At 45.1% G+C, this 23,317-nt stretch carries 20 protein-coding genes; 15 read left to right on the top strand and 5 right to left on the bottom strand.

The window, feature by feature from the left end:
- Positions 1–47 precede the first annotated feature (47 nt).
- The 13 genes from DCO16_RS05080 (at position 48) to DCO16_RS05020 (ending at position 11,833) form a co-directional block, all read left to right on the top strand.
- Positions 48–1,250, top strand: coding sequence for a methionine aminotransferase (locus DCO16_RS05080; RefSeq protein WP_173942648.1), 1,203 nt, complete (start codon positions 48–50; stop codon positions 1,248–1,250).
- 35 nt (positions 1,251–1,285) lie between these two features.
- Positions 1,286–1,993: a glutathione binding-like protein gene (locus tag DCO16_RS05075; RefSeq protein ID WP_173943778.1), complete on the top strand. Its 708-nt coding sequence runs from the start codon at positions 1,286–1,288 to the stop codon at positions 1,991–1,993.
- A 1-nt stretch (position 1,994) separates the two neighbouring features.
- On the top strand, positions 1,995–2,846 hold the full coding sequence (locus tag DCO16_RS05070; protein ID WP_173942647.1) for a 3-hydroxybutyryl-CoA dehydrogenase: 852 nt from the start codon (positions 1,995–1,997) through the stop codon (positions 2,844–2,846).
- A 45-nt stretch (positions 2,847–2,891) separates the two neighbouring features.
- Entirely contained in the window at positions 2,892–3,371 is a 480-nt protein-coding gene (locus DCO16_RS05065) for a DUF3429 domain-containing protein (RefSeq protein WP_173942646.1), read from the top strand.
- On the top strand, positions 3,372–4,757 hold the full coding sequence (locus DCO16_RS05060; protein ID WP_173942645.1) for a replication-associated recombination protein A: 1,386 nt from the start codon (positions 3,372–3,374) through the stop codon (positions 4,755–4,757).
- Positions 4,702–5,328 (top strand): 2-hydroxychromene-2-carboxylate isomerase, encoded by a 627-nt coding sequence (locus DCO16_RS05055; RefSeq protein WP_173942644.1) that lies wholly within the window; start codon positions 4,702–4,704, stop codon positions 5,326–5,328. The genes DCO16_RS05060 and DCO16_RS05055 overlap by 56 nt, the downstream gene beginning before the upstream one ends.
- A gap of 50 nt (positions 5,329–5,378) precedes the next feature.
- A complete protein-coding gene (locus DCO16_RS05050; protein ID WP_173942643.1) occupies positions 5,379–5,954 on the top strand; it encodes a peptidylprolyl isomerase in 576 nt (191 codons plus the stop codon).
- A 19-nt stretch (positions 5,955–5,973) separates the two neighbouring features.
- Positions 5,974–7,818 carry a bifunctional chorismate-binding protein/class IV aminotransferase gene (locus DCO16_RS05045; protein ID WP_173942642.1) on the top strand — a complete coding sequence of 615 codons (1,845 nt, stop codon included), beginning with the start codon at positions 5,974–5,976 and terminating at the stop codon, positions 7,816–7,818.
- A gap of 9 nt (positions 7,819–7,827) precedes the next feature.
- Complete coding sequence (locus DCO16_RS05040) at positions 7,828–8,388, top strand: NUDIX hydrolase (RefSeq protein WP_173942641.1); 561 nt, start codon at positions 7,828–7,830, stop codon at positions 8,386–8,388.
- Positions 8,385–9,122 (top strand): leucyl/phenylalanyl-tRNA--protein transferase, encoded by a 738-nt coding sequence (aat, locus tag DCO16_RS05035; protein WP_173942640.1) that lies wholly within the window; start codon positions 8,385–8,387, stop codon positions 9,120–9,122. Before DCO16_RS05040 ends, aat begins: the two co-directional genes overlap by 4 nt.
- The gene (locus DCO16_RS05030) at positions 9,119–9,862 is read left to right on the top strand and encodes an arginyltransferase (protein ID WP_173942639.1); all 744 of its coding nucleotides are present in this window, start codon (positions 9,119–9,121) and stop codon (positions 9,860–9,862) included. The genes aat and DCO16_RS05030 overlap by 4 nt, the downstream gene beginning before the upstream one ends.
- 9 nt (positions 9,863–9,871) lie before the next feature.
- Positions 9,872–10,903: a quinone-dependent dihydroorotate dehydrogenase gene (locus tag DCO16_RS05025; protein WP_173942638.1), complete on the top strand. Its 1,032-nt coding sequence runs from the start codon at positions 9,872–9,874 to the stop codon at positions 10,901–10,903.
- Positions 10,904–11,017: 114 nt separating this feature from the next.
- Positions 11,018–11,833: an IclR family transcriptional regulator gene (locus tag DCO16_RS05020; RefSeq protein WP_173942637.1), complete on the top strand. Its 816-nt coding sequence runs from the start codon at positions 11,018–11,020 to the stop codon at positions 11,831–11,833.
- 14 nt (positions 11,834–11,847) lie between these two features.
- On the opposite strand, the gene DCO16_RS05015 is transcribed toward DCO16_RS05020, so the two are convergent.
- Together DCO16_RS05015 and DCO16_RS05010 are read right to left on the bottom strand one after the other, a co-directional pair.
- Positions 11,848–12,903, bottom strand: coding sequence for a serine hydrolase (locus DCO16_RS05015; RefSeq protein WP_173942636.1), 1,056 nt, complete (start codon positions 12,901–12,903; stop codon positions 11,848–11,850).
- Positions 12,904–13,012: 109 nt separating this feature from the next.
- Positions 13,013–13,900, bottom strand: coding sequence for a DMT family transporter (locus tag DCO16_RS05010; protein ID WP_173942635.1), 888 nt, complete (start codon positions 13,898–13,900; stop codon positions 13,013–13,015).
- A 206-nt stretch (positions 13,901–14,106) separates the two neighbouring features.
- Here DCO16_RS05010 and DCO16_RS05005 point away from each other — a divergent pair, with 206 nt between their 5' ends.
- Positions 14,107–14,673 carry a phasin family protein gene (locus tag DCO16_RS05005; RefSeq protein WP_173942634.1) on the top strand — a complete coding sequence of 189 codons (567 nt, stop codon included), beginning with the start codon at positions 14,107–14,109 and terminating at the stop codon, positions 14,671–14,673.
- Between the two features lie 94 nt (positions 14,674–14,767).
- On the opposite strand, the gene lpdA is transcribed toward DCO16_RS05005, so the two are convergent.
- Genes lpdA through aceE form a run of 3 tightly spaced genes read right to left on the bottom strand, consistent with a single transcriptional unit; the run spans position 14,768 to position 20,614 of the window.
- Complete coding sequence (lpdA, locus tag DCO16_RS05000; protein ID WP_173942633.1) at positions 14,768–16,573, bottom strand: dihydrolipoyl dehydrogenase; 1,806 nt, start codon at positions 16,571–16,573, stop codon at positions 14,768–14,770.
- Positions 16,574–16,582: 9 nt separating this feature from the next.
- Entirely contained in the window at positions 16,583–17,902 is a 1,320-nt protein-coding gene (aceF, locus tag DCO16_RS04995; RefSeq protein ID WP_173942632.1) for a dihydrolipoyllysine-residue acetyltransferase, read from the bottom strand.
- 15 nt (positions 17,903–17,917) lie between these two features.
- Complete coding sequence (aceE, locus tag DCO16_RS04990; RefSeq protein ID WP_173942631.1) at positions 17,918–20,614, bottom strand: pyruvate dehydrogenase (acetyl-transferring), homodimeric type; 2,697 nt, start codon at positions 20,612–20,614, stop codon at positions 17,918–17,920.
- A gap of 191 nt (positions 20,615–20,805) precedes the next feature.
- Between aceE and DCO16_RS04985 the strand changes: the two genes are divergently transcribed.
- A complete protein-coding gene (locus DCO16_RS04985; protein ID WP_173942630.1) occupies positions 20,806–23,310 on the top strand; it encodes a PAS domain-containing sensor histidine kinase in 2,505 nt (834 codons plus the stop codon).
- Positions 23,311–23,317 lie beyond the last annotated feature (7 nt).

Raw genomic sequence — 23,317 nt, 5'->3', positions numbered from 1 at the left:
TCTACCATTCTAGCGACTACCGACCTGACGTGCCTTAAAGCCCTTGCATGAACCTCAAGACTCCCCTACCACCCACATTTAAAAGCCGTCTTCCGTCTGTAGGAACGACTATTTTTACTACGATGTCTGCTTTAGCTGCAGAACATGAGGCTATTAATCTTGGACAAGGATTTCCGGACTTTCCCTGCGATCGCGCATTAATAGAAGAAGTAAATAGCGCAATGCTCGCCAACCATAACCAATACCCTCCGATGATAGGCATCAAAGGATTGCGTGATGGCGTGGCACAAAAAATAACCACGCTCTATGGTCACGCCTATGATCCTGATTCAGAAATCACGATTACTGCTGGTGGTACCCAGGCCATCATGACTGCCATTCTTGCTTGCGTGAGTCCCGGTGATGAGGTGATCATCATCGAACCGGCTTATGACAGTTATCGCCCCTCAATTGAATTGGCTGGGGGCATTCCTATTGCTGTGTCATTGATGGTTCACCGTGATGAACAAGGTCAAGTAAATTCCTATGCAATCCCTTGGGATGCATTAACAAATGCTATCAATAAAAACACGCGACTGTTGATTATCAATACGCCACATAACCCTACCGGTATGGTGTGGAAATCATCGGATCTGGAACGATTGGCACAGCTTCTTAAAAACACCAATGTCTTGGTAATGAGCGATGAAGTCTATGAGCATATGGTGTATGACGGGCAGCAGCATCACAGCATTGCCGGCAACCCTGCCCTCGCTTCTCGCAGCTTTTTAATTTCTAGTTTTGGTAAAACTTACCATGTCACTGGCTGGAAAATTGGCTACATTGCCGCACCACAATCGATGATGCAAGAATTTCGTAAGGTGCATCAGTTTAATGTTTTCACTGTAAATACGCCGATGCAATATGCCTTGGCTGTCTATTTAAAAAATGAGCAGCATTACCTTAGCCTTCCACATTTTTATCAAGCAAAACGCGAGTTCTTTAGGAATGGTTTAAAAGACACGGACTTTAAGTTATCACCAACACCGGCAAGCTATTTTCAATGCGCCGATTACACCGGCCTTAAGATACCCCAAGCTAAATCAAATGAAGCGGATTTTTGTACCTGGCTCACTACCGAAGTAGGTGTAGCTGCTATTCCCGTCTCTGCTTTTTATAAACAGCCTGTCGAATCAGGTGTAATTCGATTCTGTTTTGCAAAACAAGAACAAACACTCCACACTGCATTGCAACGTTTGCAATCGATCTAAAAGAAATAAAGGAAATCAAGATGGTCAATAAGAATCTGATAGATGTCTATAGCTGGCCCACTCCTAATGGTCACAAAGTACACATCATGATGGAAGAGTGTGGTTATCGGCTTGGCAAGGACTGGCTTGCCCACCCTATTGATATTGGTGCAGGCGATCAATTTAAAGCAGAATTCTTAGTAATCAGCCCAAATAATAAAATTCCAGCCATCACTGATCCACAGGGACCTGATGGGAAGCCAATCCACCTTTTTGAATCTGGCGCTATCTTGCTCTATCTTGCAGCCAAAACAGGAAAATTTTTACCTAAGAGTACGCGGGATAAATATGAAGTACTGCAATGGCTGATGTTTCAAATGGGAGGCCTAGGTCCAATGTTAGGTCAAAACCACCACTTCCGACTGTATGCTCCTGAGAAAATTGAATACGCCATCAAGCGCTACACCAATGAGGCAAAACGTTTATATGGGGTGCTTGATCAGCAGTTAAAGCAGCATGCTTATATCGCTGGCAAAACCTATTCGATTGCAGATATTGCTATTTACCCATGGACTCGCAACTGGAAAAACCAAGGCATTGAGATTGATGAATACCCTCATTTCAAACAATGGTTTGAAAAGATTGGTGAGCGCCCTGCGGTAAAACGTGGAGTTGAAGTATTGGCTAGTTTACGTAAGCCCTTGCATGACAGTAAAGCTAGAGAACAATTATTTGGTTCCACTCAGTATCAAAAAAGGATATAGCATGAAGATTCAATCAGTAGGTGTTATCGGCGCAGGGACGATGGGGAATGGTATTGCCCAAGTATGTGCTGTAGCGGGTCTAGAGGTGGTGATGCTGGATATCAATGATGCTGCGCTAGAGCGCGGCCTTAGCCAGATTGGTAAAAGCCTAGATCGACTCGTAAAAAAAGAAACGCTTTCTGTAGCCAATAAAGAGGCAGCATTACAGCGCATTCGGTGTAGCACTTCTTATGGTGAGCTCAAGGGCTTAAATTTAGTGATTGAAGCAGCGACTGAAAATCAGGCCGTTAAAGTGAAGATCTTGCATCAAGTCGATGAGATCGTTGGTAATGACACTATCATCGCTAGTAATACCTCATCCATCTCCATTACCCAACTCGCTGCATTAGATTCCAATCCGGCACGTTTTATTGGCATGCACTTTTTTAATCCTCCGCCGATGATGGCCTTAGTAGAAGTGATCCGCGGACTACAAACCAGCGATGCGACGCATGCCGCCATTATTGAGATGGCTCAGCGTATTGGCAAAGAGCCTATTACGGTAAAAAACTCGCCAGGTTTTGTTGTGAACAGAATATTGCTGCCCATGATTAATGAGGCGTTTTTTGTTCTGCATGAGGGTCTTGCTAGTCCGGAGGATATTGATGCGGGTATGAAGTTAGGTTGTAATCAACCCATCGGTCCACTTGCCTTGGCAGACCTCATTGGGCTAGATACCTGCTTGGCCGTGATGGAAGTGTATTTTGAAAGCTTTAGTGACTCCAAATATCGTCCCTGCCCCCTACTTCGTGAAATGGTAGCAGCGGGTTACCTAGGTCGCAAAACAGGGCGTGGTGTCTTTATCTATGAGTAGTCCTATTCAAATTGTTATTGCTTCCCTTTTAATAAAGAAGTGTTTGTGAATCCTTTGCCTCCTTTAGTTCGACAATTAGGCTATGCTGGCCTGATTCCCTTTGTGGGTCTGGCGCTTATGGTGCAGTTATCTCCAGCGCCATTAAATTATCTGAGTGCTGAATCTCTTGCGGGTTATGGTGCGGTGATTGCCGCCTTTATGGGAGCATTACATTGGGGCGCTAATTTGCAACGCCTCGGCAAACCGCCCATGGGTGATCGCTGGCAAGATCGCAATGCCTGGATATGGGGAATCATCCCCGCTCTAGTAGCTTGGTTAGCCCTGCATGTGTATATTCCAGTAGGCTTACTGATTTTGGCTTCTACCTTAACTATTCAACGCAATATTGATGTCAATACCTATCGCTATTATTTTTCAAGTGCAGAAGCGCTGCAAGCTTTTATTGCCATGCGGAATCGATTGACATTGGTAGCTGTTGGGTGCTTGGTGTGGTCTGCGCTTGTGATTCTTTTTGTGCAAAACTAATTGCCAAATTTGTTTGACCAAGCCCCGCCTGCCCCATTAGCGGAGGCATTGCGCCCTCAGTCTGTCAAAGACGTTATCGGCCAAACCCATCTCTTATCTGATGGCAAGCCACTGCAACTTGCCTTTGCGTCTGGCAAACCCCACTCTATGATCCTATGGGGACCGCCTGGTGTTGGCAAGACTACTTTAGCAAGATTATCTGCAAAAGCCTTTGGTCGTGAATGCATTACCATCTCTGCAGTGCTTGCAGGTGTGAAAGAAATTCGTGAAGCCATAGAGCAAGCCCAACAAAATATGTCTCAATATGGCAAACAAACTATATTATTTGTAGATGAAATTCATCGCTTTAATAAAAGTCAGCAAGACGCACTCTTGCCACATGTTGAATCTGGGCTGTTTACCTTTATTGGCGCTACCACTGAGAATCCCTCTTTCGAGGTCAATTCAGCGCTATTGTCGCGTGCTCAAGTCTACGTCCTCAAATCATTAACAAAAGAAGAATTAAAACAACTCTTTGATCGCGCGCATGCCTTTGCAATGCCCCAGATTACCTTTGAGAGTGCAGCGATTGATCTTCTGATAGCCAATGCGGATGGGGATGCACGTCGCCTACTGAATTTAATAGAACAAGTTGCGAATGCCATCTCGGCTCCAGATACTTCCACAGCACATATAGATCAAGCTTATATTCATAATGCCCTAACAATGCAGTCTCGGCGCTTTGATAAAGGGGGCGATCAGTTCTATGACCAAATCTCTGCCTTGCATAAATCCGTGCGGGGCTCTAATCCTGATGCAGCACTGTATTGGTTTTGTCGTATGTTAGATGGTGGCGCGGATCCCCGCTATTTAGCCAGAAGAATTATTCGGATGGCCTGGGAAGACATTGGTTTAGCGGACCCTCGTGCCATGCAGCTCGCCAACGATGCTGCGCAAACTTTTGAACGTTTGGGTTCACCAGAAGGCGAGCTCGCTTTGGGTCAAGCTGTTGTCTATCTCGCTATTGCTGCTAAAAGTAATGCAAGCTATAAAGCATTTAATGCAGCCCGTGCTTACGTTGCTCAAGATCAAAGCAAGCCCGTTCCGAATCATCTTCGTAATGCGCCAACGAAACTCATGAAAGAGCTGGGGCATGGAAAAGAATACCGCTATGCCCATGATGAGCCACACGCGTATGCGGCTGGCGAAACCTATCTGCCCGATGGCATGGCAGCGCCATACTGGTATGAGCCGGTTGATCGAGGCTTAGAAACTCAAATTGCGGAGAAGATGGCTTTTTTACGTCAATTAGATCAAGAATTTCAAAAAAATGAGTGCGATTTTAGGCATAATGGGAGGCGTCAAGGACCAAGCCGTCTTGTATTACGACATTATTTCTCCCTATAGCTACTTTTACATCAGTCAACGCCATCGCTTAGAGCAATGGATGGATATTCATCCAGTACCAGTGCTACTGGGCGGTCTTTTGAGGGCAGCTGAAAATCGGGGTCCCGGTGAAATTACAGCCAAGCGCCCTCATACCTATCAACACTGCGTCTGGCTTGCTGAAAAACTCGGCTTACCGTTTCGATTTCCAGAGCACCATCCATTTCTTACCGTAGCTGCACAGCGCCTGCTGACCCAAGAGTCTGCAGATTGGGTCATGATTGAAAAAGCCTTTAAATATGTTTGGGTAGAAGGGAAAGACCCCAATTTATCGTGGGAACAGTTTTGCGAATATCTGGGTTTAGAGTCTACAACTCCAAAACCAGAAGATCCAGAAATCAAAACACAGCTTGTCAACAATACCGAGAAAGCCAGGCTTGATGGTGCCTTCGGCGTACCAGCACTCGTTCTCAATGGGCATTGTTTTTGGGGCCTAGATACGATGGACTGGGTACTGGATTATGCAAAGAGGCCAAGCATGTTTGAGGAGCCTTCATACTTGCATGCCAGTAATGTTCCCAGGGGCATTTGAGCAATACAATTGACTTTATTACTTTTACTGTTCTCATAAGGATTATCAACATGCGCCACTTCATCTCCTCACTTCTTTTGCTTTCAGGCTGCCTCACTAGTGCAGCTGTGTTTGCTGCCCCGCAAGTAGAATTTAAAACTACTATGGGTAATTTTGTCGTTGATCTCGATTCAGTAAAAGCCCCAAAGACCAGCGCAAACTTTTTAGCTTACGTTAATAGTGGCTTTTATAACGGTACGATTTTTCATCGCGTGATTGACGGCTTCATGATTCAAGGAGGTGGATTTACTTCTGACTTGAACCAAAAGCCGACTAATCCACCTGTAGTATCGGAAGCGCAAAATGGTCTTAAGAATCAAACTTACACCATTGCTATGGCGCGTACGTCCGATCCTGATTCTGCTACTGCCCAGTTCTTCATCAATGTTAAAGATAATGAAGGCCTCAATTTCCCTAATGCAATGGGTAGTGGCTATACCGTATTTGGAAAAGTCATTTCCGGAACACAAACCATTGACGCTATTCGTAAGATACCGACAATGACTGCGCCAGCCCCCAGAATGGGTCGCATGGCAGATGTCCCAAGTAAAACAGTCACTATTGAATCTGCGACTGTTCTAAAGTAATTTCCTTAGATTTATACCGATGATTCTGCTTGATGATGCCCACAGTACTGCGGCGCAGCCTTCAAGCAGGCTCTATCGTCAAGCGCTCAGGCGCTGGTACATCTCCTCAGACGCTAGCCTCGAGGAGACTAATGCAGCGATAGAGGTCTGCCTACAAGAAATTGATACGGCACTGGCGAGAGGCGAATATATTGTTACTGCCTTTGCCTATGAGTTAGGTCGCTATATCCACAAGCTGCCTAATCCACGCCATCCTGAAGCTACAAGTAATCAACATCCTTTGATTCAGGCATGGGCATTTAGCGCATATGAGCAGCTCTCAAAAGAACAAGTAGATCAATTTTTAGCGCAGGAGCTCGAAGCGCTGCCTAAAGAATCTCAATTGGCCGGTATTGCCAATATGCATCCATCAATAGATGAGGTGCAGTTCACGGAAGATATCAAGGCGATTCAAGAATACATTCGCAATGGTGATACTTATCAGATTAACCATACCTATCGAATTACCGGCGATACCTATGGATCGCCTATTGCTTTATATGCCCGACTACGCGATAGACAGCCTGGAAGATTTGCAGCTTATATAGAGGCCGAACCAGGCTTTATCTTGTCACAGTCACCCGAGTTATTTATTCAGCGCAATGGAAATACACTGAAAGCAATGCCGATGAAAGGGACTGCTGATGCCCTCAGTCAATCCCCTGAAACACTGTCTCAGGATAGTAAGAACCAAGCTGAAAATGTCATGATTGTTGATCTCCTACGAAACGATCTCAGTCGCCTTGCCCTGCCCGGCTCCGTCATTGTTCCAAAATTATTTGAAGTGGCGCGGCATGGGGATGTCTTACAAATGACATCAACAATCGAAGCACAGGCCAAACCCAAGCTCACTCTCAAAGAGTTACTGAATGCCGTATTTCCTTGTGGATCAGTCACGGGGGCTCCAAAAAAACGTAGTATGGAAATTATTCAATCCTTAGAACCAAGTGATCGGGGCTACTACTGCGGAGCGATCGGTTGGCTTGATCCTAGCGGTGATTTTGCTTTTAGCGTACCCATCCGTACGGTAGAAATTGAGGATCACATAAACCATGCATCTACTTTTACATTAGGTATAGGTGCTGGCATCACGATTGACTCTAAGCCTGAGCAAGAATGGGACGAATGCCGCGTGAAGGCAGCCTTTCTCTGTAATCTCTTAAGCGATGTTGGGGTATTTGAAACTATTTTAGTAAAAGCATCTGCACCACAACACGTATCCCTTCATATGGTTCGCTTAGAAAAATCAGCGCAAGCTCTTGGCATCCCCTTTTCTTCCTCGAATACAAAAAACTATATTGAGGATGCTTGTAATGCTTGTATAGCCTCCACACCCAATAAGCAGTATCGACTGAGGATAGATCTAGCACCCGATGGAAAACTGACGCATCAACTTACAGCGCTTAATCCCATAACAGATCCTGTCAAGATATTTTGGGCTAGCGAGATACTAAAGGGTGCAAATGCAGGATTAATGCATTCTGGAAATATACTGCTGGGTCATAAAGTCACGAGTCGTGATGCTTATGATCAAGGCTGGAAAGCAGCCGAAATACTCGGTGGATTTGATGCGCTCTTTATTAATGAGCAAGGCTTTGTAACAGAGGGTGGGAGAAGCAGCATCTTCATTAAATCCAAGGATGGAAATCAATGGCTTACGCCCCCTATTTCTGCTGGCATCTTGCCTGGCATCATGCGCTCGATTGTTTTAAACGACCCCAAATGGAATGCCCATGAGGCTAACCTCACTATTACAGAGGTAAATGAAGCAAAAGAGATTATGCTGTGTAGTGCGTTGCGCGGCATTCTTCCCGCGTCTTTTTAGAAGGTCTGCATGAAGTTTTGCTCTCACTGCGCTGCATCCATTACCGTAAAAATACCGCTTGATGATTCACGTGAGCGGCATGTTTGCGATGCCTGCGGAATGGTCCACTATCAGAACCCACGTAATGTCGTTGGGACGATTCCTGTGTTTGGGGATCAAGTATTACTTTGTAGAAGAGCTATAGCTCCCCGGCATGGTTACTGGACCCTTCCCGCTGGATTTATGGAGCTAGGTGAAAGCACGAGTGCCGGAGCTGCCAGAGAAACAATGGAAGAAGCTGGTGCAATGGTCACTATGGGCCCGCTCTACTCCCTTTTAAATGTGGCCCATGCTGAGCAAGTCCATTTATTTTATTTAGCTAGCATGACATCACCTGTCTTCAGTGCAGGCGAAGAGAGTCTGGAAGTAGCCCTATTTAGTGAGCATGATATTCCTTGGCAAGAGCTCGCCTTTCCGACAGTGAAGCAAACGTTGGAATGGTTCTTTATTGATCGCGCCGCGGGAATACTCACCGGCAATCATCCGGTAACCGTTCGTAGCAGAGATATTTTGCCTGCTGAAAAAATATGAGCAACATTACTTGGTTAGGCGCACAAGATGCCTTTCCAAATCCTCTTAATACACAAGATCCTGATCCAAGTGTACCGGGCTTAATTGCGGTGAGTGAGCGTATCTACCCTGAGCAGTTAGCGAAAGCCTATCAACTCGGTATTTTTCCTTGGTACTCAGATAATCAGCCGGTACTGTGGTGGTCGCCAAATCCACGCATGGTTCTTAAACCGGTTGAATTTAAATGCCATGATTCACTTAAAAAATCCATTCGGACTTTTTTAAAAGATCCTCAAAAATTACTTTTGGTGGATCATGATTTTGGTGCAGTGTTGCGTTCCTGCGCAACCACACAACGTAAAGATCAAGATGGTACCTGGATTACCCATGAAATCTTAGAAGCCTATACCAATCTGCATGAGCAAGGCCATGCCCACAGCATTGCCATCATGGATCAGGGAAATCTGATTGGTGGACTATATTGCGTAGCATTTGGGGGGATGGTCTTTGGGGAATCGATGTTCAGCCACCAAAGTGATGCTTCTAAAATCGCTCTATCAGCCTTGTGTGGCTGGTGCCTACAACAACAGGTTGAGATGATTGACTGCCAACAAGAAACAGCCCACCTGAGCTCATTAGGGGCAGCACCGATGCCACGAGATCAATTTTTAAGCCATCTGCAGAAGGCCTTAAAGGGGACTAATATAGAGATTCCTTGGGATTTTGACAAAGAGATTCTGCGCTACTGCTTATGACTCAGCTAAAAGAGCTTCCCCTTACGGCCTTGCAATTCTATGCAACTGCACCCTATCCGTGTAGTTATTTACCAGGAAAAATAGCGCGCTCACAAGTAGCTACTCCTTCTCATTTAATTCATGCAGATTTGTATGGCGAGCTCGTAAATGCCGGGTTTCGTCGTAGTGGTTTATATACCTATCGTCCCTACTGTGATGATTGCCAGGCGTGTACCGCAACCCGCATTTTGGTGAAGAATTTTCAAGCCAATCGTAGTCAGCTACGTGCCTTCAAAAAGCATAGTGGCTTAGAGGTACGTATTTTGAACCTAGGCTATCAACAAGAACATTTTGAGCTTTATCAGCAATATCAACATGCCCGTCACCCTAGTGATGAGATGGATCACGATAACCAAGATCAATATATGCAATTTTTATTGCAAAGTCGAGTGAACTCTCGAATTGTTGAATTTAGGGACGGTCTAGATGATGCCAGTCCTGGAAGACTGCGCATGATCAGCATGATAGACATCTTGGAGCAAGGCATCTCCTCGGTCTACACCTTCTTTGACACCAGCAATTCTTCTAGTAGCTATGGAAGCTTCAGTATTCTTTGGCAAATTGGGCAAGCACTAGAGCTGGACTTGCCCTATCTTTACCTTGGCTACTATATTGAGGCAAGTGAAAAGATGGCCTATAAAGCCAACTTTAAGCCTATTGAGGGGCTGATCGATGATCGCTGGCAAGCCCTTAAGCGATAATCAGGTTTCATGATCGATAGTTACCCTTTATTTCGTCCACTGCTTTTTTCTCTAGATGCAGAGCAAGCCCATAACCTTACGCTCGGCAGTTTAGATCGGGCGGAGCGTTGGGGTCTACTGCGTTACCTGATTAAGAAACCAGCAGCAGACCCGCGCAGCATTTGTGGTATTACCTTTCCTAATCCTGTGGGGTTGGCAGCTGGTCTCGATAAAGACGGTAAACATATTGATGCCCTAGGCGCTTTAGGTTTTGGATTTCTAGAAATCGGTACTGTCACTCCCAAACCGCAGCCGGGTAATCCTCAGCCGCGTATGTTTCGCCTGCCTTCAGCTAGTGCCATCATTAATCGCATGGGCTTTAATAATGATGGTGTAAATGCTTGTGTCACCAGGGTACGTGAATCTACGTTCTGGCAAAACGGCGGTGTTGTGGGTTTAAATATTGGTAAGAATGCCAGCACCCCGATTGAAAATGCAGCCAGTGACTATGTCATTGCAATGCAAGCAGTCTATAAAATCGCAACGTATATTACCGTTAATATTTCTTCACCGAATACGCAAAACTTACGGGATCTGCATGGCGAGGAAATGCTGCGCTCCTTACTCATGTCATTGGATCAAGCTAGGCAAAGTCTAAGTAATCAATATGGGGTCCGTAAGCCCCTGTTTCTGAAAATTGCCCCTGATCTAGAGCAAAACGACATTCACTTGATAGCCGATCTATTGCTGGAGTTTGGAATCGATGGCGTGATTGCAACTAATACAACTATCTCTCGTGAGGCAGTCAAAGGTCTAGAATTTAGCGAAGAACTCGGGGGCCTATCTGGCGCACCCGTTCGTCATGCTGCCACTCAGGTCATTCAGATGCTCCATGCCAGACTTGGCAAGCAAATCCCGATCATTGGGGTCGGCGGCATTCTCTCGGGTGCAGATGCCCAGGAAAAGATCAGCGCCGGCGCCAGCCTAGTGCAAATTTATACCGGCTTGATTTACAAGGGGCCTCAACTCGTTACCGACTGCGCTAAAGCCCTCAAAATTTGAGTTTCAAGCACAAGTAAGCAGCTTCATTCTGATTTTTAAGCTCCTGAAACCCTATTAAAGCTTAGCAACATTTCATATTGTGCAATTTTAAGAAAAATCGCTACAATTGATAGCATGACTAACAGTAAGGTTTTAAAAGTGCCAAAAGTACCTGGGGAAGCTAGTAAAACAGCGATCCAGGTGATGGATCGCATGATGAACCTTTTAGATGCCTTAGCAATACAAGAAGAATCCTGCACACTGAAGAGTCTCGCAGAGCAAACTAGCTTACATCCCTCCACTGCACATCGCATCCTGAATGACTTAGTTGCCTGTAGGCTGGTTGAGCGCGGCGAAAGTGGCACTTATCGCCTCGGTTTAAAGCTATTAGAGCTCGGTAACTTAGTCAAAGCACGGCTTTCTGTAAGGGAGGCAGCTCAAGCACCCATGAGAGCGCTTCACAAGCTGACTGGCGAAACGATTAATCTATCGCTACGACAGGGTGATGAGATCGTATATATAGATCGTGCCTATAGTGAACGCTCTGGAATGCAAGTAGTACGCGCTATTGGTGGTAGAGCCCCGCTACACCTCACGTCTGTAGGTAAACTATTTCTAGCAAGCGATGATCCTAGTCAGGTACGCGCCTATGTCACCCGAACCGGCTTATCCGGGCATACCAGAAATAGCATTACTGAAATGGCAAAGTTGGAAGCTGAATTAGATAAAGTGCGGCGACTAGGTCATGGAACAGACAGCGAAGAGCTGGAACTTGGTGTTAGCTGTATTGCCGCAGAAATATTTGATGACAGTGGCAAGCTGACTGCTGGACTTTCACTCAGCTCACCCACCGATCGCATTCAGACAGAGTGGTTAAAGCTGTTACAAGACACTGCACTACAAATCTCTAAAGGACTGGGCTACAAACCCAAAGTCCCCGAATCTACTTAATAATGTTATTGGCCTTACATTAAGCGACGGATTGCTTGGGGCCCATCAACTGATATCCGCTCATACCAATCTCGCACCCTAACTGCATCAGCAAAGCGCGACTGCGTTCCAACCGAATCTAGAAAAATGAGAAGTAAGGGTGTGTTGTTAACTCGTGCCTGCATTACCAAACATTTACCAGCAGCATTAATAAATCCTGTTTTTTGCAAACCGATATTCATATCTCCTGCTCGCACCAATCGATTGGTATTTAAAAACTTTTGCGGGCGGTTAGCGATCACCATCGTGAGATCCGGCCAGGTTGAAAATTCTCGAATCATCTTATATTGGTACGAGGCATTTAGCAGCTTGGCAAGATCTTCTGCAGAGGCTACATTCTCACTCATGAGGCCTGTAGGATCAGCAAAACGGCTATGCGTCATACCAATTTCTTTTGCTTTGCTATTCATAGCCGACACAAATGCGGGCATACCACCGGGATAATTTCTACCTAGCGTATAGGCCGCACGATTTTCGGAAGACATTAATGCAAGCAATAAAGCCTCTTCTCTTGTTAACACGGTGCCGCCAGCGAGTCGTGAAGTTTTATAACTGCGTACATCATCTGCATTAATCACCAGTGTCTCATCGAGAGGCAATTTAGAGTCAAGGACCACGATTGCGGTCATTAGCTTTGTAATAGAAGCGATCGGCAGACTCACTGAAGAGTTTTTCTCAAAATACACTTCATTGGTATCTTGATTGACCACCATCGCAACACTCGATTTAAGACTAAGATCATCATTTTGGCCTCGTAGACCCAAGGCCGTTGCAAACGAAGGTCTTGAAACTACCTCAGGCTTTGCTGGACGAGTCACAGTGGTACGAACTACCTTCTGATTTTTAGCGGGCTTGGCTGCTTTCTTGGGATCCGACTTTGCATTGGTGCTGGTATTTTTCTTTACCGCTGTCTTGCTGCCTTTGTTTGCATTAGAAGTTTGAGTATCTTTGCTGTTGGCAGACACGTTAATGGACATACCAAATGCAATAAAGGCAAGAAAAGCCAAAAGCCAAAATCGATTCAAAACCATCCCAAAATACCTCTCAAAACTTTACACATACAGAATGATAGTGAACTTTTGACCAGACACAGTTTTATTGGCCTGAAACAAGCAAAATAAGGTGATGTTGGACTGAGCGTCATTCGGCAATAGTGGCCACAGTATTAGATTTACGCATATTCACTAAGACCACTCCTGTCATAGTCAGCGCTAAACCCGCCGCCATCAAAATAGTAAACGGCTCGTCAAAAAAGAACCAGGCCAATGCTGCGGTAGTTGGGGGCGTCAGGTAGAGAAAACTCGTCACCTTAGTGGCCGCACCTTTGCGAATCATCATGAAGAGCAGGCTAATCGATCCAATCGATAGAGGAAAGATAGACCATAGCATGGCTCCAATTACAGGAAGATTCCAGACCATGACACCTGTTTCAAAGAAATACATACAAAAGAAACATAGAATGGCAGACACTCCAAACTGAATACATGAGCCAGCCCTCAAATCAAATACTGGGCAGTACTTCTTTTGATACAAGGTACCAAAGGTGATCGAAAGTAAGGCAGTAAAGGCTAAGGCATAACTAAAAAGTGGAATATGAGAAAATCCAACTTTCTCAAAAACAACCAAAGCCACACCAGCAAATCCAAATGCCAAGCCAATCCATTGGGTCTTCGTTACTTTTTCAGAAATCCATCCTGCAAACCAAGCAGTCAGGATGGGCTGTAAACCAACAACAATAGCAACTAATCCAGCCGACATGCCCAAGTGCACTGCAAACCAAACGCCCAGTAAATAACCAAATTGCATTAGTACCCCGGCAATCGCAATATGCTTTGTTTGTGACCAGCTTGGCCAGGTCATTGTCCAGATCAGGCTCAGGCAAGCCATCACCAGCAACACGCCTATAAAACGCCAAAATAGAAAGGTGGCTGGCTCCACATAAGGCATTGCCAACCTTGCGATAACAAAACCCGAGCTCCAAATCAGGACAAATAAAGGGGCTATCAGGTGATCCAGCTTTAAACGCATAAGTTACTTATTGAAAATAGTGGATTTTTAGTTAAGCTTTCAATTTTAGGCCCTTTTAAGCTGTAATCGGAATAAATCAAAGATACGGATACTTTACATTGCAAGGCAGCATAAATTCTCATTCATGCAACATGGGTATAGAAAGAAAGTCCAAAAAAACTCAATAAGGGCGCAGAATGGATCAAGCACTCAAAAAAGGAATGCATATGAATTTGACCCCCGAACAGATTGCAGCCGCACAAAAAGCAAATTTAGAAACCTTAAGTGGCTTAACCAACCAAGCCTTACAAAGTATTGAAAAATTAATTGCACTCAACACACATATTGCAAAACAAAGTTTAAGTGCCAGTATGAGTAATGCCAAAAAAGCACTTGAGGTAAAAGATATACAGCAACTGCTTGCGCATCAAGCACAAGCAGTGCAGCCTATTGCAGAAAAAATTATGGCCTATAGTCGTCATTTATATGACTTGGCTCATGAAACGCAAGCGAGCTTTACTGAAACTGCTGAAAAAGAAATGCAAGCAGGCCAACATAAAATCAATGCCTTGGTTGAAGACTGGACAAAAAATGTGCCCCCAGGTTCTGATGCTGCTGTAATTGCTATGAAACAAGCCATTGCTTCGGCGAGCACCGTGTATGAGCAAAGTCAAAAAGCAGTCAAGCATGCTGTGGAAATAGCACAAACCAATTTAAGCAGTACAACTGATGCTCTGATGAAGGCAGCTCAAACAGCTAATAAAACTTCTAATAAAGCCGGTAGCAAAAAATAGGTATTTATCTTGTGCAACTAAGAGATGCACCTGAGTAAAAAAGCGCCTATTAAGGCGCTTTTTTACATTTATAAGCAGAAAATATTATGAGAAGTTAATGTGCTTTCTTTTTCACTGGAGGAAGATCAGTGCAATGGCCCAGTGCAGCCTCAGCAGCAATGCCTACTGACTCACCTAATGTGGGATGTGGATGAATGGTCTTAGCAATATCAACAGCATCAGCTCCCATCTCAATGGCTAAGCAGACTTCACCAATTAAATCACCGGCATGGGTGCCAACAATACCGCCGCCAATAATACGTTTGCTACTGGCATCAAAAATTAACTTAGTAAATCCTTCGTCTCGTCCATTGGCGATCGCCCTGCCACTCGCCGCCCAAGGAAATAAGCCCTTCTCATAAGCAATACCCTGTGCCTTACATTGCTCTTCTGTGAGGCCAGCCCAGGCTACTTCAGGATCGGTATAAGCTACAGAAGGTATCTGCTTAGCATCAAAATAAGACTTCTCACCTGCAGCAACTTCTGCTGCTACATGACCTTCATGAACAGCCTTGTGCGCCAGCATCGGCTGACCCACAATATCGCCAATTGCAAAAATATGATTAACATTTGTGCGCATTTGATTATCAACAGAAATAAAACCACGCTCATCTACTACAACCCCAGCAAGGGCAGCATCAATCTTTTTACCATTTGGCGTACGCCCTACTGCGACTAAAACGAGGTCATAGATCTGAGGCCCTGCAGGTGCATTATCTCCCTCAAAGCTCACTACAATTCCGTTGGCCGTTGCTTCAGCTTTACTAGCGCGAGTTTTGAGCATGATATTTTCAAAACGACCTGCGTTGAATTTCTCCCAGACCTTTTCTAAATCACGATCAGCTCCAGCCATCAAGCCATCCAGCATTTCTACAATATCAATCTGGGCACCTAAGGTGCTATAGACCGTAGCCATCTCTAAACCAATGATGCCGCCACCAATGACTAACATGCGTTTTGGGATACTCTTTAATAGCAAAGCACCTGTACTGTCGACCACCCTTGGATCTTTAGGCATAAATGGCAACATCACTGGCTGGCTACCTGCAGCAATAATCGCCTTCTCAAACCGAATGACTTCTTTTTGGCTAGTGAGCGTTTGACCTTCGCCACTCGTTAAAGTAACTTCCACATGATGCGCATCTAAAAAGTGGCCAAGTCCGCGCACCACCTTCACTTTACGCGCCTTCGCCATGCCCGCCAGGCCACTGGTTAACTTACCAATCACGGAATCTTTATAGCCGCGCAATTGATCAATCTCAATCTTAGGTGCGCCGTAGCTAATGCCATGCTTTGCCATGGTTTTGACTTCATCCATGACTGCAGTGGTGTGCAATAAAGCCTTAGAGGGAATACAGCCCACGTTCAGACAGACACCGCCTAAGGTAGCATAGCGCTCTACTAAAACAACATTCTTTCCTAAGTCTGCACTACGAAAGGCTGCGCTATAGCCACCAGGCCCCGCACCGAGTACAAGCACTTCACACTCATGATCAACTTTTCCGGCATATTGGCTAGCGCTAGCGATAGTAGCTACAGAAGCAGCAGCTGGGACCAGAGTTTGAATCTGAGCTGTGGCTGCTTCAGCGGCAGGAGCCGCTGCAATTGCCGTAACTGAATTAGCTACTACTTCTATTTCAGCGACGATACTGCCTTTACTAACCTTATCACCTGCCTTTACTGACAAACTAATAATCGTACCGGCAGCATCAGAAGGAATTTCCATCGTTGCCTTGTCAGACTCTAATACCAATAGAGCCTGCTCTTTTTGAATGACATCACCCACCTTCACCAATACTTCAATAATTGGAATATCTGAGTTGTCACCAATATCTGGAATGAGAATCGTTTGCTTAGCCATAAATCCTCCTTATAGAACTGAACGACGGAAGTCGGACAAGAGGTGGGCAATATACACATTAAAGCGTGTTGCTAAGGCGCCATCGATCACGCGATGATCCGCCGTCAAAGAAAGCGGGCAAATTAAGCGAGGGGCGAACTGTTTGCCGTCCCATACAGGCTTTATTGCTGCTTTACTGACACCTAAAATAGCCACCTCTGGGGCGTTCACAATCGGAGCAAAGTAAGTGCCGCCTATACCGCCTAAAGAGGAGATAGTAAAACTGGCGCCCTGCATTTGATCTGGTTTTAATTTGCCATCTCTTGCTAAAGCAGCAAGCTCTGAGGTCTCTTTGACTAACTCAAAAATTCCTTTTTTATCTGCATCACGAATCACTGGAACTACTAAGCCGTTTGGGGTATCAGCAGCAAATGCAATATTGATATGTTTCTTGAGAACCAAGTCATCGCCGTCAATCGAAGAATTAAATTCTGGATATTTCTTCAAAGCAGATACAGCAGCTTTCATAATGAATGCCAGCATCGTAATTTTGAGGCCCTGCTTTTCATTCTCTTTATTAGTAGCTACCCGAAATGCTTCTAAGTCGGTAATATCAGCATCTTCGTGATACGTGACTGCCGGAATCATGACCCAATTTCGACTTAAATTCGCCGCAGTGATTTTCTTAATCCGACTTAATGGCTGACGTTCAATCGCACCAAACTTTTCAAAATCGACTTTTGGCCAAGGCAATAAATTAAGGCCTCCCAAACTACCGCTTGATGTGCTAGGGGCGCTAGAAGCAGAGGCGCCACCACTCATTACTGATTTCACAAAAGCCTGAACATCATCCTGAGTAATTCTGCCTTTTGGCCCTGACCCACAGACTTGATGAATACTTACCCCTAGCTCGCGAGCAAACTTCCGAACTGAAGGACTAGCATGGCTTGCACTGGCATCCGCTGCAATAATAGATGGTATTACAGGGGCTGGTACAACGGCACGAGCAACTGGCAGTGCTGCTGCTGGAGCAACGGGAGCAGTAGCTGGAGTAGGTACGGCAGCAATCGCTACCGAGGCTGTTTCTGTAGCTTGTGCAGAGGAAGCACCACCCTCTTCAATTACCAGCACGATGCTACCTTCCGATATGGAATCACCTACCTTCACTTTGATTTCCTTCACGACACCTGCGTGTGATGAAGGAATGTCCATAGTGGCCTTGTCTGACTCCAAGACAACAATAGACTGCTCTTTTTCAATCTGGTCGCCCACTTTAACCAACACTTCAATTACAGGCACATCCTTATAGTCCCCAATATCAGGAACTTGAATATTCATCATTTGGCTCATATTGTTTGTCTCTTATCAAACCGTCATTGGGTTTGGTTTGGTGGTGTCGATCTTGTACTTCTGAATCGCTTCTGCCAGTTTTGAACGATCGAGTTGACCTGCATCCACTAAAGAACGTAAGGCAGTAATTACAATCCAGCGACGATCAACTTCAAAGAAATCCCGTAAATTTTCACGAGTATCTGAACGACCAAAGCCATCGGTACCTAGCACCTCAAAACGACGACCCATATGCTGAATCGCTGGACGGATTTGATCGGCAAATAGACGGACATAATCGGTCGCCGCAATCACAGGACCTATCGTATCTTTGAGGCATTTCTCAACATGAGATAAGGTAGGTGTAGCAGCTGGGTGTAATAAGTTATTGCGATGTACCGCATTCCAATCACGCCCTAGTTCTGTAAAACTTGGACAACCCCATAGGTCAGAAGCAACATTCCAATCTTGATGCAAGATCTGGGCAGCTTCGATCACCTCACGGAAGATCGTGCCAGAGCCGAGTAACTGCACGCGTAATTTGGCATTTACATCGCCTACCGAAGTGAGTTTATACATACCCTTAATGATGTCTTGCTCAGCGCCCTTAGGCATCGCAGGATGTGCATAGTTCTCATTCATCAAAGTAATGTAGTAATAGACATCCTCTTGATCTGTCAACATGCGACGCATACCATCCTGAATTACAACAGCGACCTCAAATGAAAATGAAGGGTCATAACTAATACAGTTCGGTACTGCAGAGCTCCACACTTGACTATGGCCATCCTCGTGTTGCAGTCCTTCGCCGTTCAAAGTAGTCCTACCAGCAGTTCCGCCTAATAAGAAACCGCGACTCCGCATATCACCCGCTGCCCAGGCTAAGTCACCAATGCGCTGGAAACCAAACATCGAGTAGAAGATATAAAACGGCAACATCGGTACGCCATGGGTAGAGTAAGCAGTAGCGGCGGCGATCCAATCGCACATACCACCCGCCTCATTAATCCCCTCTTGCAAAATCTGACCGGTCTTGTCCTCCTTGTAGAACATCAGTTGATCATGATCTTCTGGGGTGTATAACTGTCCTAATTGACTCCAAATACCCAGTTGACGGAACATCCCTTCCATACCAAAGGTACGAGATTCATCTGGAACAATTGGAACAACACGCTTACCAAGCACCTTATCGCGCACCACCGTATTGAGAATACGAACAAAGGCCATCGTGGTTGAAATCTCACGACCTTCCGAAGTAGCCTCAAGCAATGGGGCAAATACTTCTAGTGCAGGCACAGGCAGACTCTCTGCCTTCATGCGACGTTGCGGTAAATAGCCGCCTAATTCTTGGCGACGCGCTTTCATATAATCTAGCTCAGGGCTACCCTCAGCAAACTTCACTAAAGGCATTTCGTCTAATTCTTCATCTTTGACAGGAATCTCAAGGCGATCACGGAAGCGCCGCACATCGTCAGCATTCATCTTTTTTGCTTGGTGTGCAATATTCATCGCCTCACCAGAACCACCCATGCCGTAACCCTTAATCGTATGCGCCAGAATCACCGTTGGCTGGTCTTTATGGTTAATGGCAGCATGAAAGGCAGCAAATACTTTATGGGGGTCATGGCCACCACGATTTAGTTGCCAAATTTCATCATCGCTCCAATCACTGACAAGTGCTTTGAGTTCGGGTGTATTAAATACCTTGTCGCGAACATAAGTACCATTCTTTGCTTTCATGGTTTGATATTCGCCATCCACAATTTCGCCGAGGCGCTGCATCAAAATACCTTTTTTATCGCGTGCGAATAAGGCATCCCAGTGGCCACCCCAAACTACTTTAATCACATTCCAACCAGAACCACGGAACTCACCCTCGAGCTCTTGAATAATCTTGCCATTACCACGCACAGGCCCATCTAGACGTTGTAAATTACAGTTCACAACAAAAATGAGATTGTCTAATTTTTCACGCCCCGCCATACCAATAGCACCCAGAGATTCTGGCTCATCGGTTTCACCATCACCCAAAAATGCCCAAACTTTACGATTGGCTGATTGAATAAAGCCGCGATCTTGCATGTAGCGCATAAAGCGTGCTTGATAAATTGCCATGATGGGACCAAGCCCCATCGATACCGTAGGGAACTGCCAAAAATCAGGCATTAGCCACGGATGTGGATAGCTCGATATACCCTTGCCACCAACCTCTTGGCGGAAGTGATTCAGCTGCTCATCTGACAAGCGCCCCAACATATAAGCACGGGAGTAAATACCAGGCGCAGAATGTCCTTGTACAAAGATGAGATCTCCTCCATGTTCTGGTGAAGGCGCATGCCAAAAATGGTTGAAGCCCACGTCATACAAAGTAGCGGCAGATTGGAAAGATGAAATATGGCCGCCCACGTTGGTATCTTTATTGGCACGCAGGACCATCGCCATTGCATTCCAGCGTGTATAGGAACGGATACGGTGCTCAATATTTTGATCACCTGGTAAACGTGCCTGCTGATCCACAGGAATCGTATTGATATAGGGTGTTTCAGCATGAAATGGCTGATTAACACCATTGACTCTGGCATGAGAGATTTGCTGATCAATGAGAAAGGCTGCACGGGAAGCGCCCTCGTTTCGGATCACACCATCTAAAGCCTGTAACCATTCTTGAGTTTCACCTGGGTCGACATCTTGCTCACCCGCACCACCCAAAATTTGATCTGGAACTGCCGCCATAACTGCCTCCGTGAAATAAATCTATCTGATTACATTCTTTATAACGGGTATTTTAGAAAGGTATATGGGTGTAAACAAGATATTTTCCACATAATGAATATATATTTCACTATATGGAAATTTGCTGCATTGCAAGTTAAAGTCAATGTAGATCAATTGAGGGGCTAGATCAGGCAAAATAAAGCAATTACATGAAAAAAATAGCACCATATATCTGGAAACTGAAGCCCCTTCAGTGGATTCGACGCATTCGAGGTTTTAGGCTGGTTTACACCCCTCTCTTGGCGATCATCATCTTCACAGGGGTCATGGGAATCATATTAGGAGCTTTACAGCTTCAAGAAAAAGATCAGCAAGAATCTGCTCTCTACAGAGAGCTATCCATTGCAAAGCAACGGATCCAATTACGATTTACCAATAATGTAGACGTTCTGCAATCCATGGGACGCGATTACGTCAGCATAAATAATTCCAGTAATGTGAAGTCGGCGTTTATAAGTCAGGCAGAAAATCTATTACAAAGCAATCGCGAAATTGCACAAATACTTTGGATTGATGAAAGTAGCCAACGTCAGTGGATAGCGCCAACGATCAATCTGAAGAGAGATTGGTTTAATCATCCCGATAACGCTCCTGTCATTAGTGCGGCGCTCAAAAAAACTATTGAACTCAGTGCAGCTACCAACCGACCAGCATTTAGTCAATTTATTACGCTGAAAATCCCGACCAACGAATCCACCGCCAGAGAAGTACGTCATATATTTTGGCAAACGATTCCCCAGGTATCTGAAAATGAGACTAAGGGAATGGTGGCGGTCTTGTATACAGCACAGGGTTTATTGGACCTCATCCCGGGTGAGCTGAAAAGCCAATATCGCTTTACCTTGCTAACAGATAACGAAAAAGTCCTGGCGATTTCATCGGATAAAAATACGCCGAGACGTGCGTTCAGTAATCAAACCACCCTAGACATGGGAGTGCTCAGTCCTAATCTCATTTTGCGTATTGATACCTATCCACCGGCAACCAATCTCACTTTCCGAATGTTGATTGGCGTGGTACTAGGTTTAAGTGCATTCGTGATATGGAGTCTATGGTCAGTACTAAAACAGATGCAAGTTCGACAAGAAGTAGAGGCAACACTGCGTGCTGAGACCAATTTTCGTAGTGCTATGGAGAACTCCACACCAGTTGGTATTCGTGCGCACGATATGAATCGCGCGATCACCTATGTGAATCCCGCATTCTGTGAAATGACGGGATGGTCAGCAGCAGAATTAATAGGCCTGGAGCCCCCCTTTCCATTTTGGCCTGAAGCGCAAAAAAATGATTTGAGTGAAAGGATGAATCTTGCACTCGAGCTATCTAAAAACCAAGAAAAGAAAATTGGCATGGAGGGCTCAATCGTCAATCGTAATGGCACCATCCTTCAAACACGTACCTTTATTGCTCCATTAATTAATGAAAAGGGTCAGCAGACAGGATGGGTTACTTCCTTAATTGATATTTCAGAGCCAAAGAAAATTCGTGAGGAACTCGCTGCTTCTCAGGATCGTTTTATTACTGTACTAGAAGGTTTAGATGCAGCGGTATCTGTAGTATCCAAAGAATCTGGCGAACTCCTTTTTGCAAATCGTTTTTATCGAGAACGTTTTGGAGGAAATGCTCAGGGACATTTTGAATTAGCGGGTGGTAATGTAGCTCAATCCGGTGAGATCGCACCCGCTATTGAATCACCCTCTTTATATCAAGAGTCCGAGTCAGAAGAAATTCAATTGCTTGATGAATCTACAGGCGCTTCAAAATGGTATGAAGTGAGGAGACGTTTTGTTCCATGGGTCGATGGAGATATTGCGCAACTCTTAATCGCTACGGATATTACGATTCGCATTGAAGCTAATGAACTGATGCGCCAACAAGAAGAACGTATGCAATTTTCTAGCCGCTTGACTACGATGGGGGAAATGGCTTCCTCTTTAGCGCATGAATTAAATCAACCACTCTCAGCTATCTCTAATTACTGTATGGGTGTTATCAAGCGCCTACAGGGTAACCTAGACCCCTCACTACAAACGGATATTATTCCAGCTTTACAAAAAGCCTCTGATCAAGCCTATCGAGCTGGAACGATTATTCAGCGTATTAAGGGCTTTGTGAAACGGAGCGAGCCCCAACGTAAGCCCAGCGATATCAACGAAATTGTTAATGATGCTGTCGGCTTGGTAGAAATTGAAGCTCATCGCCATCGCTTTAGCATCACAGCGAAAGTCACTGAAAATCTACCCCTAGTAGATATTGATCCTGTCTTAATTTTGCAAGTTCTCGTCAACTTACTTAAAAATTCCCTAGATAGCTTAAGAGAGGTTTACCCCCTTTCATCTAGATGGTCAGCCCCATCCGTGACAATATCTGCTGATCTAGATACCAGTACCTTCCCCGCTATGTTGCGGATCCAGGTCACGGATGCCGGGGCTGGAATCGCAGAAACCGTGATTGAGCGCATGTTTGAGCCCTTTTTTAGCACTAAAAATGATGGAATGGGCATGGGATTGAATATTTGTCGCTCCGTGATTGAGTCCCACCAAGGGCGTTTATGGGCAAAAAATCACATGGACGTCGAACAGACAAAGCGATCAGGCTGTACCTTTACAATACTACTACCCCTTGAAATCCCAGGTTCTATCAGTAATTTGTAATTTTTGT

The organism is Polynucleobacter antarcticus, from assembly GCF_013307245.1.
Taxonomy (GTDB): domain Bacteria; phylum Pseudomonadota; class Gammaproteobacteria; order Burkholderiales; family Burkholderiaceae; genus Polynucleobacter; species Polynucleobacter antarcticus.
The sequence above is the reverse complement of the archived record's forward strand: the minus strand, read 5'-3'. Positions and strand labels throughout refer to the sequence as shown.

Bases quoted from the DNA above. Each gene is read 5' to 3' on its own strand.
- DCO16_RS05080 (WP_173942648.1), top strand. From the start codon at position 48: ATGAACCTCAAGACTCCCCTACCACCCACATTTAAAAGCCGTCTTCCG.
- DCO16_RS05070 (WP_173942647.1), top strand. From the start codon at position 1,995: ATGAAGATTCAATCAGTAGGTGTTATCGGCGCAGGGACGATGGGGAAT.
- DCO16_RS05055 (WP_173942644.1), top strand. From the start codon at position 4,702: ATGGGAGGCGTCAAGGACCAAGCCGTCTTGTATTACGACATTATTTCT.
- DCO16_RS05050 (WP_173942643.1), top strand. From the start codon at position 5,379: ATGCGCCACTTCATCTCCTCACTTCTTTTGCTTTCAGGCTGCCTCACT.
- DCO16_RS05045 (WP_173942642.1), top strand. From the start codon at position 5,974: ATGATTCTGCTTGATGATGCCCACAGTACTGCGGCGCAGCCTTCAAGC.
- DCO16_RS05040 (WP_173942641.1), top strand. From the start codon at position 7,828: ATGAAGTTTTGCTCTCACTGCGCTGCATCCATTACCGTAAAAATACCG.
- aat (WP_173942640.1), top strand. From the start codon at position 8,385: ATGAGCAACATTACTTGGTTAGGCGCACAAGATGCCTTTCCAAATCCT.
- DCO16_RS05030 (WP_173942639.1), top strand. From the start codon at position 9,119: ATGACTCAGCTAAAAGAGCTTCCCCTTACGGCCTTGCAATTCTATGCA.
- DCO16_RS05025 (WP_173942638.1), top strand. From the start codon at position 9,872: ATGATCGATAGTTACCCTTTATTTCGTCCACTGCTTTTTTCTCTAGAT.
- DCO16_RS05020 (WP_173942637.1), top strand. From the start codon at position 11,018: ATGACTAACAGTAAGGTTTTAAAAGTGCCAAAAGTACCTGGGGAAGCT.
- DCO16_RS05015 (WP_173942636.1), bottom strand. From the start codon at position 12,903: ATGGTTTTGAATCGATTTTGGCTTTTGGCTTTTCTTGCCTTTATTGCA.
- DCO16_RS05010 (WP_173942635.1), bottom strand. From the start codon at position 13,900: ATGCGTTTAAAGCTGGATCACCTGATAGCCCCTTTATTTGTCCTGATT.
- DCO16_RS05005 (WP_173942634.1), top strand. From the start codon at position 14,107: ATGAATTTGACCCCCGAACAGATTGCAGCCGCACAAAAAGCAAATTTA.
- lpdA (WP_173942633.1), bottom strand. From the start codon at position 16,573: ATGGCTAAGCAAACGATTCTCATTCCAGATATTGGTGACAACTCAGAT.
- aceF (WP_173942632.1), bottom strand. From the start codon at position 17,902: ATGAGCCAAATGATGAATATTCAAGTTCCTGATATTGGGGACTATAAG.
- aceE (WP_173942631.1), bottom strand. From the start codon at position 20,614: ATGGCGGCAGTTCCAGATCAAATTTTGGGTGGTGCGGGTGAGCAAGAT.
- DCO16_RS04985 (WP_173942630.1), top strand. From the start codon at position 20,806: ATGAAAAAAATAGCACCATATATCTGGAAACTGAAGCCCCTTCAGTGG.